This is a genomic window from Paenibacillus sp. FSL R7-0302, assembly GCF_038006885.1.
Classification (GTDB): domain Bacteria; phylum Bacillota; class Bacilli; order Paenibacillales; family Paenibacillaceae; genus Paenibacillus_AQ.
In genome coordinates, this window is sequence record NZ_JBBOWB010000001.1 from 4039809 (window position 1) to 4052297 (window position 12489).

Sequence of the window (12489 nt, forward strand, 5' to 3'; positions counted from 1 at the left end):
TCGCCGCAGGGAGGGGCCATGTTGGCGTTTCTTTCGCAGAAGGCAGTTACCGTTTGATCGCAAGGATCGTTCTTAGTATGTATTCATGAGTCCCGCCCTGCGGGTTCTGCAACGACTCGGTAAATGAACCTGTCTCCAGAATCTCCGTCCCGGCAAAATGCTCCCGCAAATCGGCATCGCTGAAGAAGTGGGCATATTTATTCTCTTTATATTCAAAAGTGCCCGGCTCCAGCTCTCGTCCGCAGCCGTTATGGGGGTCTTCATCGGAGAAGCTGGTGAAATAGAGCAGTCCTCCCGTCCTGACCTGACTGAGACTGGCCTCAATCAGCCTGCGGCGGTCCCCGGCGAGGAATAAATGCAGAACATCGTAGCAGTAGACGGCATCTACAGGCTGCCCCAGCTGCGGCTCCAGTGCCGAGCCTGCAATAAAGCTAGTTCCCGGGTCCCATGCTGCGGCCAGCTCAAGCGCCGGTTCACTTAATTCTATCCCGTATACAGTAAAATCAGCAGAGAATACCTTGGTATTCCGCCCATACCCGGCACCCGGAACGAGTACAGTGGATACTCCTGCCTCCTGGAATTTCCGCTTCGCCCATTCTGCCGACGGGCTTGGCTCACTGCCCCAGATCATTCCCTCCTGCGCAAATCTCTTACTCCAATACCCGGTCATGCAGCTCCTTCTTTCCTGTTCAGATTATGTATCTATATAGCTGTTCCCTCTTCTCTATCATAGTCCACTCTGCCAGATCCGGCAAAGTCTATGAACACAGCAAAACGGCTGGCTCCTGTAGACCAGAGAGATCAGCCGTCTTAACGTTATAGCATCTATGAAGTTAACAGCCTACCAGCTGGACTTGGTAACGCCCGGAATTTGTCCCTTGTGCGCCAGCTCCCGGAAGACGATCCGGGATATCTTGAATGTACTCAGATAGCCGCGCGGTCTGCCGGAAATGCTGCATCTGTTTTTTTGACGGGTGGCTGAGGAATCCCGGGGCAGCTTCTGCAGTGCCATCACATCGCCCGCCGCCTTCAGCTCTCTGCGTTTGTCAGCGTACTTCGCCACCAGTTCCTGCCGCTTCTGTTCCTTTACAACCTTTGACTTCTTGGCCACTATAGATCAGCTCCTTCGTTCTTATTCGTTTAACGCCTGGATTAGCGCTTCAAGATTCTGCCGCATCAGACTCAGATAATCGAGATTACGGGCAGCGTCTTCCTCTGTTAATCCTTCGATTGGGTTCAGCACGGCGGTCTTGGCTCCTATTTCCTGGGCAATAGTATCGGCGACACTGGAGGAGACCAAGGTTTCAAAAAAGATCGTAGTCACCTTATTCGCCTTGGCGAACTCCACGATCTTGGCCATCTGTGCAGCAGACGGCTCCTGCTCGGGCGACAACCCGACAATCGGCACCTGAGTCAAGCCATATTGCTGTGCCAGATAACCAAAGGCGGCATGCTGGGTAATAAAGTCCTTACGCTTCGTGTTCTGAAGCCCGGCTCTGAAATCCTGATCCAGCTTCTCCAGCTTGGCGATGTAAGCATCGCTGTTAGCGTGGAAGGCGGCTGCATTCCCTGGAAAAGCTGCGGAGAGTGCTGCTTCAATGGTGCGGACCTCCTTGATAGCCATCACCGGGTCCAGCCAGACATGCGGATCGAGACCGCCATGGTCGTGGTCATGATCATGGTCTGCTTCACCGGCAGAGGAATCATTATGGGAATGGTCATGGCCGCTTCCTTCTGTTGCGGATTCATCATGATGGTGGTCATGATCATGGTCGTGGTCAGCTTCTCCCGCAGCTCCCTCTTCATGGCTGTGCTCATGCTCGTGCTCATGTTCATGCTCTGTTCCTTCGATAATCTGGAGTCCTTTACTCGCCTCTATCGTAATCAGATCACTTCCGGCAGCACCGTCCACAATCTGCTGCGCCCAGCCCTCCATGCCTGCGCCATTATAGACAAGCACATCTGCATCCGTAATATCGGCCATATCCTTCGCCGTTGGCTCCCAGTCATGCGGCTCGACTCCGGGCGGGACCAGCACCTCCACATTGGCGAGGTCACCGGTAATGCTTTTCGTAAATTCATACATCGGATAAAAGCTAACCTTAATGTTCAATTTATCTGCTGCCGGTACTGGTGAGGCTTCAACTGCAGCCGATGGTGAAGCCGCCGGACTACCGGTAGACGCGGCTTTCGTTGCAGTGTTGTTGCCGCAGCCGGAGATCACCAGCATGGCGGTCAGGGACAAGGCGGCAAGATGACGGATGCTGAATGTGGACTGTGCAGCCGAAGCGGATTTTGCATTGGTGTTGAATTTTAACATATGTTGTGAGACCCCTTTTCTTCATTGGCTTTGGAGGAATACAGGCTCCGGCGGCTTTGCAGCCGGATCAGCTTCTGTACGGTAATGGCAGCTAGCAGAAATACCAGCAGAATGAGTGCAATCGTGCCTCCTGGAGGCGTGTTAATATAGTAGGAAGCTGTAAGTCCGCTGAACACACCGGTCAGCCCCACACCGACGGAGATCATTATGGCTGCCGTGAAGCCCGATGCAATCCGCAGCGCTATAGAAGCGGGCAGCACAATCAGAGCGGATACGAGCAGCACACCCACCACCGGCATAGCTGCGGCAACGGTCATGCCGGTTAGGACGGCGAACGAGAAGGACAACCACCCGGTACGGACACCGCTGATAGCGGCCGTCTCTTCGTCGAAGGTCAGGCTGTACAATGGGCGGCGCAGAATGATGAAGTAGAGAAGACCGGCTGCGGCCACCACGGCGATCAGCTTAAGCTGAGTATCACTTACGGCAACGATGGAGCCGAACAGATAGGAGCTGAAGCTCTTGGTCAGATTCTGCTTCAGGCTCATCAGCACGACGGCCAGCGCCAGGCCGGAGGTCATAATAATAGCAACCGGAAGCTCGCTGTATGTACGGTAAGAGCGGCGCAGCTGTTCAATAATCAGCCCTCCTGCTACAGCTACAGCGAATCCGCTCAGAGCAGGATTCCATCCCAGTACGGAACCCAGTGCTACTCCGGCAAGGGAGACATGCGACAGCGTATCGGCCATCAGTACCTGCCTGCGCAGCATCAGGTAGACTCCCAGCAAGGGTCCAATCAGCCCGATCAGGCCTCCTGCCCAAAATGCGCGTTGCATGAATTCGTAACCAAGCATGTCCAGCCCTCCTGCTCCTTGCGTTCCAGCGTAATCACGGTATCCAGATAGGAACTTGTCTCTTCCAGGCCGTGTGTAACCATAATGACGGTCCGGCCGTGGCTGCTGACATAATGCCGCATCAGCTCATAGAATCCGGTGCGGCTGGCAGCATCCATCCCGGTTACCGGCTCATCCAGTACCAGCACCTGCGGCTGCTGGGCCAGCGCGCGGGCGATGCAGATCCGCTGCTTCTGCCCGCCGGACAGCTCACCGATTCTCCGGTTACGGTACTCCCACATCTCCACCTGCCGCAGGCTGCTCTCGACGAGCGCCTCCTGTTCCTTAGTGAAGCGGCGGAACAACCCCAGCCCCGAATAGCAGCCGGAACGGACCAGCTCAATCACCTTGCTCGGAAATCCGGCATTGAAGGAGGCTACCTGCTGCGGCACATACCCGATTGTAAGCCTGCCCCCTCCGGTAATTTCCCGGTTCAGCGTAACCGTTCCGCTCCAAGGCTTCAGCAGGCCCAGCATCAGCTTCAGCAGCGTGGTCTTCGCTGCCCCGTTCGGTCCGGTAATCCCAATGAACTGTCCGGCCTCCAGATCCAGCGACAAGCGGTCAATGACCGGCTCATCCCCGTAACCGAACACCACATCCCTGATGGATGACAAAATCATCGTTCCTCCCCCTTTCTTTCCGGCACGCCGTGGCGCTGCCATCACGCTCCCGTACCTGATTCCGTGCTTGGTCTTACGGCTGCTGGCGTAGCTACTGCCGCGTCTATTGTTAGACACTTGTAATTCGGCCCAACCCTGTTCCACGGATTAAACAAATGAAGTATTAATTATTATTCGTAATATTTACGATTATGTTTCAACTTCATTGATATTATCGTAATCATTACGATTTGTAAACCCAAAACCATAAATTAATCGTAATCGCACTGATTAACCTTATTCGATCCGAGTTTTTCGCATACATTCGCCTTTGCCCACGCGCCTTCGTTGCGCGTAATCCCTATTCAGCACAAAGCCGGAATCCGCACAAAGGATTCCGGCTTTGCAGACTATCATTTACAGAAGCAGCTATTCCTGTCCGGCAGCAAGCAGCTCCTCGACAGGCCAAGGAAGCGGGTTGTTGAATGCCGTCCAGTCCTGCTTCATCTCCTCTGCGGTCAGCAGGCAGCGGTCCAGGCGGGCTTCGATATCCTCACGGTTCATCTGAACTCCGATGAAGACGATCTCATTCAGCCGGTCTCCCCACTGCCCGTCCCACTTCGCCAGCACATCCGGTTCCGCAGCCAGCACTTCCTGCTGCTGCTCCTCCGGCAGGGTAGCCAGCCAATAACCGGCGGGACCGAACTGGATCGACGGCCCTGCCTGGCTGATGGTCGCTGCCAGATCACCGCTGGCTGCCAGCCAGACCAACCCTTTTGCCCGGACAACCTCAGAGGGCCAGTTACTGAAGAAGAAGCTCAGCCGCTGCGGGTGGAATGGTGCTCTCCGGCGGTAGACGAAGGAGGTGATGCCGTATTCCTCAGTCTCCGGTGTGTGTTCCTCCTTGGCAAGCTCTGCGATCCAGCCGGACGACTGGCTGGTCTGTTCGAAATCGAATAATCCCGTATTCAGAATCTCGGATAGCTCCACTTGTGCGTTCACCGTACGGATGATCTTCGCGCGCGGCTGAAGACTGCGCAGAACGGCCTCCAGCTTGTTCAGCTCTGCCTCCTCCACGAGATCACACTTGTTGAGCAGCAGCACATCACAGGTCTCGATCTGATCAATCAGCAGATCGACGATATCCCGGAAGTCGTCTTCGCCCGCCGTCATATTGCGGTCCAGCAGACTGTCGCCCGAGGCGAAATCATGCCAGAAGCGATTGGCATCGACCACCGTAACCATCGTGTCCAGCCGGGCCAGCTCTGTCAGGTCGATATCCAGCTCCGGGTTCGGGTAAGTGAAGGTCTGGGCCACCGGGACCGGCTCGCTGATCCCGGAGGATTCGATCAGAATGTAATCGAAGCGCCCCTCCGAGGCGAGATGATTCACTTCGCGCAGCAGGTCATCGCGGAGGGTGCAGCAGATGCAGCCATTGGACATCTCGACCAGCTTCTCCTCGGTGCGGGAGAGGCTGCTGCCGGATTTCACCAGATTCGCGTCCACATTCACTTCACTCATATCATTGACGATAACAGCAACCTTCAGGCCCTCACGGTTATGCAAAATATGATTGAGCAGTGTAGTCTTGCCGGAGCCAAGATATCCGCTTAGCACTGTTACAGGAATTTTGTCCATTGTAGTCTCCTTGTACTTTATATTTTCATGCTAGAAACACTCCGCAGCTTAGCGGGTCTCCCGGTGCAGGGTGACACGCTTCAGGCGCGGGCAATATTTTCTCATCTCCAGGCGTTCTGGTGTCGTTCTCTTATTCTTCGTAGTGGTGTAGTTGCGGTCGCCCGTCTCCGTACAGGCTAAGGTAACGATTACTCTCATTTCAATCAAGCTCCCTTCTGTTTAATCGTAATTATTACGATTTACACATTCTACACGCTCCCGCCCTCCGCTGTCAACAGCTGTCCAGGAACATTTGAACTCTCTTAGATTAGTGTTCTTTCCTGAATAAGCTTGACGTATAGATGGAATTACAAGCGGAAGCGGCTTGGCCGCCTTCTTATGGGGACGGTACTATTGGAGCGGGAGAGTGAGCCATGAAGATACCTGTGATTATACTGAGCGGATTTCTGGGGAGCGGAAAGACAACCCTGCTGCTGAGTCTGCTGAAGGAGAGCCAACGGAGAGGGCTGAACCCGGGGGTTATCATGAATGAGCTGGGCGCAAAGGATGTGGACGGCTATATCCTGCAGGAGAGTACCGGCACAAGTGTGGAAAAGCTGCTGGACGGCTGTATCTGCTGCAGCCGCAAGGAGGAGCTGCCGCGCAGCCTGACCGCCCTGCTAATGCGCCGCCCGGATATCATCTACATCGAGCTTACAGGGGTAGCTGACCCGGACGAGATCGCGAAGTCGCTGCTGGCACCGGCGCTGGCAGACCGGCTGCAGCTGCACCACGCCATTACACTGCTGGATGCCGAGAATGCACTGGAGTACAGCAGCCGCTTCTCGTCCGACAAGCAGCTCGTCCGCACCCTGCGCAAGCAGATCACCACCGCTGATCTCATCATCGTCAACAAAAGCGATCTGGTAGAACCGGAGACTCTGTGGAAGATTGAGAAGATGGTCTGCAAGCAAAATTCGGAATCCGAGATTGTATTCACCCACTACAGCCAGATTAATCTCGCCCCGCTGCTGACAGGCATCGCTGTACGCGGATTTAAGGGCTCTGCTCCCCGGCGCGGTCCCGGCAATATCAGCGGCGCCACCCTCCAGCGGATGAACACGGGCAGTAGGAGCGGCGGCAGCATGGCGGCAGTACATGAGCCTGAATCCGAAACAGACGGCTCTTTTTCCCAAGTGGCAGCAGTGACGTTAACCGTTCCCCCGGCATGGACCGGGAGCCTCCGTCAGGAGGAGCTGGAGCAATTTTTGCGGCAATGGGGCTACAGTCTGCTCCGGGCCAAGGGCCATGTACGGCTGGCAGGCCGGGAGTCCGTGCAATTGGTGCAGCTGGCGGGTAACCGTATTTCCTGGGAGGCATCAAGCTACCCGGGCCAGCCTTATATCGTCTGCATCGGTCTGAATCTGGACGAGAAGGCAATCAGCCGCAGCTGGGCGTCGTTATTCAGCTAAGAACCCTGTGCGGGAAGGAGCCGATGAACCCTTGACAACCCTTACGCCGTTTAAAATATTGCCGCTGCTCTTTTCCGCCGCTTTTCTGCTCACAGCGGGCAGTCTGTGGCTGCCCGGGCATCTAAGCCTGCTGGACAACGGCTATGTTGACACGTTCAAAACCGCATTCCTCGGCATCCTGCTGGAGGCCTTGCCGTTTGTCCTGCTGGGCGCGCTGCTCTCTTCCCTGCTCCGCGTCTTCGTGCCGGACGAGCTGATCTCACGCTGGATTCCGCGCCGCGCGCTTCCGGCGATTCTCTTCGGCTGCCTGCTCGGGATACTCTTCCCCGTCTGTGAATGCGGGATGATTCCGCTGGTCCGCCGCCTCATGCACAAAGGGATGCCGCTCTACGTTGCCATCGTCTTCATTCTGTCCGGTCCGATCCTCAATCCGGTCGTCTACGGAGCAACCCTGACAGCCTTCCGCTCCCATCCGGAGCTGGCCTACACCCGGATGGGACTGGCTTTTGCCGTAGCGGCATGCATTGGCCTGATCATCTACGGGACTGTCCGCAGATCGCCGCTGCGCCTGTCCATCCGCCGGGAGGGAAGCGAAGAGCAGCATGGCACACTACGCGGGGGACGGGCGGCGGCGGTCCTGGTGCATACGTCGGATGAATTTTTTGAGATGGGCAAATTCCTGATCATCGGCTGTCTGCTGACTGCGGGAATCCAGACCTTCATGAATCAGAGCAGCCTGTCCGCCATTGGTGACCGTCCGCTCGGCTCCTACGTGTTCATGATGGGACTGGCCTTCGCACTCTCGCTCTGCTCTACCTCCGACGCCTTCGTTGCGTCCACCTTCCTGCATACCTTCCCGGCCGGGGCGCTGCTCGCCTTCATGGTGCTGGGACCGATGCTCGATTTCAAGAACGCCCTGATGCTGCTCGCGCTGTTCAAAACCCGATTCGCCCTGTACCTGTTCTTCCTCATTGCCGCGGCCGTCTTCACCGGCTCCGTGCTCGCTTCATTCTGGCTGTAGCTGCCCTGAAATTCCGAATAACTGGAGGAGGATCTGCATGAATAGCTCCGGAAGCATCCGGTTTCACTATGTACTCAGGGCGGTTATTCTGCTCGCCTTCGCTCTCTATATCGGACATCTGGTCCAGCAGGATGCCCTCCATTATTATGTTGCTCCCAAGCTGGCCCGCTGGATCAGATTATGCCCGGTTCCGCTCTCCCTGATGGCGCTCAGCCTCGGGCTCCAAGCTGTGCTTGGCAGAAGCTCTGCCCTGTGCGACTGCGAGCACCGCCTGCCCCGTTCATTCCTGGGCAGCTCTGCGCTGTACAGCCTGTTCCTGCTCCCGTTGTTGCTCGGGTTCCTGCTGCCCGACCGGGCACTCGGCAGTGCCGCAGCGGCCAAGAAGGGCCTTGCCCTGTCTTACACTGCCGTTGAGTCCGGCAACGGGGGAAGGTTCACTCCGGCCAACCCTTATGAGGCTGAATTTGCAGAGCTGGCCGCCCAGCTCTACAGGCAGCCCGTCATCCCTGTGTTCCCTGAGATTTTCTCGGAAACGCTGGGCGCCCTTAACCTGTACAAATCGCAATTCGAGGGTAAGGAGATCTCTGTATCAGGCTTCCTGTACCGTGAGCCGCAAGGGTCCGGCCAATCCGGTTACGCAGTCAGCCGCTTCCTGGTCCAGTGCTGTACGGCAGATGCCACTCCTTTTGGCATTCTCCTAGAGCCGGGTACACAAATAAGCCTGCCCGCCGATACCTGGATTGAGGTTCGGGGCAAGCTTCATGTGACGTCCCATGAGGGCGTAGAGACTCTGCAGATCGCTCCGCAGAGCATAACCGCAGTGGCAGCACCGTCCACACCTTATGTATACACGAACGCCGATGCCGCAGCGGCATGGACAGAGCTGCAGCCTTGACTAGATGACCGCATCCAGCGCGTCGTCATCCTCCAGCGAAGACTCCGGGTTCGAGATTTCCACCAGGAGACGAGCCGGAATACAGATAATCTGCTGCTTCGGCCGGGAGATGAATCCCATGTCCAGCGCAATGGTCAGCGGAGCATCCGAATAGGTCATCTGAATACCATAATCGAATACCTTCAGCGTGTTATGACCATATCTGGTGCGGATATCAATAATCTGCTCTTCCTTGGTCAGCTGTACAGTCTTGTAGGCTTTGCCGTTCACGGTGATTACGGCCTCCAGCTCCCCTTGCTTATACGGATGATTGTGGTTAGAGAACCACTTGTAGCCGTAGATGGAACCAGCGGCCAGCAATACAATGAGAATCAGCAGGAAATCTCCGCGCTTCATCGTTTTCACTCTATTGACCCTTTCGCTTACCGTTATATATTCGTAATGTTTACGATTTATATAATAGTAATGCAGACAAGGGAAAGCTGTCAACGTGAATAGCGCTAGCTTTGCCTGCCAGCTATCCGGCCTTTTATATTACTAGACTATCTGCGGATGCTGCCGGACCATTCCCTCAGCACTCTGTCCAGCTCATCTCCACGGATCGGCTTGGGAATAAAGTCCTGCATCCCTGCCCGGAGGCACATCTCTTCATCTTCCTTGCGGGCAAAGGCAGTGGCGGCAATAATCACCGGGGACAGCCCCATCGCCTCGCGGATCTGCCGGGTGGCTTCAATCCCGTCCATGCCCGGCATCTGAATATCCATGAACACCAGATCATAATGCCGGGACCGTACAGCTTCTACCGCCTGCTCGCCGTTCACTGCCAGGTCAGAGGTGTAGCCGCGCTTTTTGAGAAAAGTCTGCAGGATCTGCTGATTCACCGGATGATCCTCCGCGACAAGAATGGACAACGGCCCGTATTGACCCTCGGGATAATCCAGATTGAAGATTCCGCCCTTATACTCCTGAGTGGCAGCAGTTCCTGCCAGTTGCGCCTGGCCCGGTTCCTCCACCGAATACATCACGCCGATGGTGAAGTAGAACTCCGAGCCTTCTCCTTCGACGCTGTTCACACCGATCGCGCCATCCAGCAGCTCCACCAGCTTCTTGCTGATCGCCAGACCCAGTCCCGTCCCGCCGTACTTGCGGTTGATCGAAGGGTCCAGCTGGGAAAAGGACTGGAATAACAGGTTCTGGCTGCCCTGCGGAATGCCTATACCGGTATCGGTTACCGAGAACCTCAGAATCAGCGAGCCCGGCTCCCCGGCAGCCTCCAGCTTCACTGAGACGCCGACCTCGCCTTCTTCCGTGAACTTGACCGCATTGCCGACGAGATTCACCAGCACCTGCCTCAGCCTGGTTTCGTCGGTGATGACAACAGCCGGAATATCGGGCTCAATATGGCTGCGCAGAACCAGCCCTTTCTCCTGGATACGGGGATAGAACAGCTCACAGACGTTCTGTACGACCTGCCGGATATCCACCGGCTGCAGATCCAGCGTCATCATGCCGGATTCAATCTTGCTGAAATCCAGCACCTCGTTGAGAATATGTACCAGCGCGGCACCGCTTTTATTGATAATCTGGGTGTAATACTGCTGTTCCTCCGTAAGCTCTGTTCCCGACAGGAGATCGGCCATCCCGATAATTCCATTCATCGGCGTACGCAGCTCGTGGCTCATAATCGCCAGGAACTCCGACTTGGCCCGGTCAGCCTTCTCCGCAGATTCCTTGGCGCGCTCCACAGCCTTCTCCTCGGTGATATCCCGGAAAACAACCACCGCCCCCTTGTGCTCTCCGTTATCATATAATGCCGTCATCCGGTATTTGACCAGGAAGCTGGAGCCGTCCTGACGCCAGAAGATCCCTTCCTGCTCCTGCTCATAAGAGAGGTTGGTCTTCAGCAGCTCCGCCAGCGTCCGGTGTCCTCCGGGATACAGCTCGCCGTCCATCCAGGTCTGCGCTATCGTATGCAGCTTGATATTGCCAGCCAGCTCTCCAGGGTTATATCCGAGCATGACAGACGCAGCGGGATTGATAAATACCGTCTCCCCCTCCAGATTCATGCCAAATATCCCCTCAGATACAGAGTTCAGGATCAGCGCATGCTCATAGCTAAGCTTCTCAATCTGCTCCAGATACCGCTTAGGCTCTGTAATATCACTAGTAATGGCGAATACGCCGACCACTTCAGAATCAATGAGCATAGGGACATAAATCATCCCTACCTCCACCCTCTCCCCGTCGTGACGGATCACCCGGGTGTCGAAGGTCTGGGCCATGCCTCCGGCTGCCGCCAGAAACCGCATATTCACATGCTCCAGCTCATCCTCTTCAATAATCTCGCAGTAACTTGAATGCATCAGGGTCTCCCTGCTGTATCCTGTCAGCTGCTCCAGACTGGCATTCATTGACTGTATGTACCCCTGCAGATCCATGGCACTGATGGCAGACGGGTTATATTCGAAAAGCGACTTGTACCGGTTCTCGCTCTCACGCAGTTGCTCCTCCATCCGTTCGCGCTCGGTCACATCCTGCACCATCCCGCGGATCAGCTGAACCTTGCCGGAGGCATCCAGGATCACCTCCCAGTGTGCATAGATAGACTTACGTTCCTCGCTGCCCTTCACTCTGAAAATCGCCTCGCCCTTAGCCCCGGACTTCAGCGTATAACGCAGCTCTTCGCGCAATCTGTCCAGGTCCTCCGGCACTACACACTCAAGCAATTGAGTATAATGGACCACGGTATGATTTCCGCAGTTCCCGCCTAATTCAAAGATGGCCATCAGCTGGCTGGAGACGATCAGCTGCTCATATACGGAATTCCACTCCCAGGAGCCCATTTGCCCCAGTTCCTGCGCGGCAGCCAGCATATCTTCAACCTTCTTCCGCTCGGTGATGTCATGGGCAATCGTCAGGATCTGCCGCACTTCGCCTTCACGATTCCGCACCACCTGGAAGGAGCTCTGGGTCCAAAGATAATGGCCGTCCTTATGCCTGACCCGGCGTGTAAAGGTGTCACTGTCGGAGTAGAGCTTCCCCGGCTCGGTCATTTCCAGCGCATCCGCTTCATGATAATATTCCGTTTTGTTGCGGCCGATCATTTCGCTTGCCGTATAACCGAGCAGCGTTTCGACTGACGGGGAGACGTAGCGCAGCGTTCCGTCGGGATCGGCGAATGAAATCATATCCGGGGTGTGCTCCGTAATCAGCTCGAAGAGCTGGTGGTCCTCCTCTATCTTCTTCTCCGCCATCTTGCGTGCGGTAATATCAGTCATCTCCGCAACCAGATGGGAGGGAGGGCCGGTCTGTTCATCAATGATCAGAAAAAGATGCAGGGCAACCCAGAGCATCTCGCCATTCTTATGTACGAACCGCTTTTCGGTATCTACAGCCATATCCGGGCTGCTTATTAAATAGTTCACAATCTGCCCGTGATCCAGGGTAGACCCTTCATCCGGAAAAACGATATCCTGGTAACGCAGCTCCTTGAGTTCGGTCTCGGTGTATCCAAACATCCCGCAAAGCGCAGGGTTGGCCATGAGCATAGTTCCATCCGTAATGGATACTGCCGCATATCCTATTGAGGACCGCATGTACAAGTGCTTAAATAGTGTGTCGGACAAAGCTAGAGCCTCCTCTGAGAAAATGGGGGACATAATTTAGTAACAT

At 55.6% G+C, this 12489-nt stretch carries 12 protein-coding genes; 3 read left to right on the forward strand and 9 right to left on the reverse strand.

Annotation, left to right across the window (positions count from 1 at the left end):
- Positions 1-46: 46 nt before the first annotated feature.
- From MKY96_RS17650 to rpmG, 7 genes are all read right to left on the reverse strand, one after another.
- Positions 47-670, reverse strand: coding sequence for a class I SAM-dependent methyltransferase (locus MKY96_RS17650; RefSeq protein ID WP_340941975.1), 624 nt, complete (start codon positions 668-670; stop codon positions 47-49).
- 171 nt (positions 671-841) lie between these two features.
- Positions 842-1111: a 30S ribosomal protein S14 gene (gene rpsN / locus MKY96_RS17655; protein WP_340941977.1), complete on the reverse strand. Its 270-nt coding sequence runs from the start codon at positions 1109-1111 to the stop codon at positions 842-844.
- 21 nt (positions 1112-1132) lie between these two features.
- Positions 1133-2320 (reverse strand): metal ABC transporter substrate-binding protein, encoded by a 1188-nt coding sequence (locus MKY96_RS17660; protein WP_340941978.1) that lies wholly within the window; start codon positions 2318-2320, stop codon positions 1133-1135.
- Positions 2314-3174 carry a metal ABC transporter permease gene (locus MKY96_RS17665; protein ID WP_445321994.1) on the reverse strand — a complete coding sequence of 287 codons (861 nt, stop codon included), beginning with the start codon at positions 3172-3174 and terminating at the stop codon, positions 2314-2316. The genes MKY96_RS17660 and MKY96_RS17665 overlap by 7 nt, the downstream gene beginning before the upstream one ends.
- A complete protein-coding gene (locus tag MKY96_RS17670; RefSeq protein WP_340941980.1) occupies positions 3126-3833 on the reverse strand; it encodes a metal ABC transporter ATP-binding protein in 708 nt (235 codons plus the stop codon). The genes MKY96_RS17665 and MKY96_RS17670 overlap by 49 nt, the downstream gene beginning before the upstream one ends.
- A gap of 408 nt (positions 3834-4241) precedes the next feature.
- Positions 4242-5450 (reverse strand): GTP-binding protein, encoded by a 1209-nt coding sequence (locus MKY96_RS17675; protein ID WP_340941981.1) that lies wholly within the window; start codon positions 5448-5450, stop codon positions 4242-4244.
- A gap of 48 nt (positions 5451-5498) precedes the next feature.
- A complete protein-coding gene (gene rpmG / locus MKY96_RS17680) occupies positions 5499-5648 on the reverse strand; it encodes a 50S ribosomal protein L33 (RefSeq protein WP_036725285.1) in 150 nt (49 codons plus the stop codon).
- Between the two features lie 215 nt (positions 5649-5863).
- Between rpmG and MKY96_RS17685 the strand changes: the two genes are divergently transcribed.
- The 3 genes from MKY96_RS17685 to MKY96_RS17695 are packed head-to-tail and all read left to right on the forward strand — an operon-like array spanning position 5864 to position 8817.
- Positions 5864-6901: a CobW family GTP-binding protein gene (locus tag MKY96_RS17685; protein WP_340941982.1), complete on the forward strand. Its 1038-nt coding sequence runs from the start codon at positions 5864-5866 to the stop codon at positions 6899-6901.
- Between the two features lie 31 nt (positions 6902-6932).
- Complete coding sequence (locus MKY96_RS17690; protein ID WP_340941984.1) at positions 6933-7922, forward strand: permease; 990 nt, start codon at positions 6933-6935, stop codon at positions 7920-7922.
- 37 nt (positions 7923-7959) lie between these two features.
- Positions 7960-8817: a TIGR03943 family putative permease subunit gene (locus tag MKY96_RS17695; RefSeq protein ID WP_340941986.1), complete on the forward strand. Its 858-nt coding sequence runs from the start codon at positions 7960-7962 to the stop codon at positions 8815-8817.
- Here the strand turns inward: MKY96_RS17695 and MKY96_RS17700 are convergent, their stop codons facing one another.
- Complete coding sequence (locus MKY96_RS17700; RefSeq protein ID WP_340944619.1) at positions 8818-9213, reverse strand: NusG domain II-containing protein; 396 nt, start codon at positions 9211-9213, stop codon at positions 8818-8820.
- A 146-nt stretch (positions 9214-9359) separates the two neighbouring features.
- Entirely contained in the window at positions 9360-12443 is a 3084-nt protein-coding gene (locus MKY96_RS17705) for a PAS domain S-box protein (protein ID WP_340941989.1), read from the reverse strand.
- Between the last annotated feature and the right edge of the window lie 46 nt (positions 12444-12489).

Bases quoted from the DNA above. Each gene is read 5' to 3' on its own strand.
- MKY96_RS17665 (WP_445321994.1), bottom strand. From the start codon at position 3,174: ATGCTTGGTTACGAATTCATGCAACGCGCATTTTGGGCAGGAGGCCTG.
- MKY96_RS17675 (WP_340941981.1), bottom strand. From the start codon at position 5,450: ATGGACAAAATTCCTGTAACAGTGCTAAGCGGATATCTTGGCTCCGGC.
- MKY96_RS17660 (WP_340941978.1), bottom strand. From the start codon at position 2,320: ATGTTAAAATTCAACACCAATGCAAAATCCGCTTCGGCTGCACAGTCC.
- MKY96_RS17695 (WP_340941986.1), top strand. From the start codon at position 7,960: ATGAATAGCTCCGGAAGCATCCGGTTTCACTATGTACTCAGGGCGGTT.
- MKY96_RS17685 (WP_340941982.1), top strand. From the start codon at position 5,864: ATGAAGATACCTGTGATTATACTGAGCGGATTTCTGGGGAGCGGAAAG.
- MKY96_RS17650 (WP_340941975.1), bottom strand. From the start codon at position 670: ATGACCGGGTATTGGAGTAAGAGATTTGCGCAGGAGGGAATGATCTGG.
- MKY96_RS17700 (WP_340944619.1), bottom strand. From the start codon at position 9,213: ATGAAGCGCGGAGATTTCCTGCTGATTCTCATTGTATTGCTGGCCGCT.
- rpmG (WP_036725285.1), bottom strand. From the start codon at position 5,648: ATGAGAGTAATCGTTACCTTAGCCTGTACGGAGACGGGCGACCGCAAC.
- MKY96_RS17670 (WP_340941980.1), bottom strand. From the start codon at position 3,833: ATGATTTTGTCATCCATCAGGGATGTGGTGTTCGGTTACGGGGATGAG.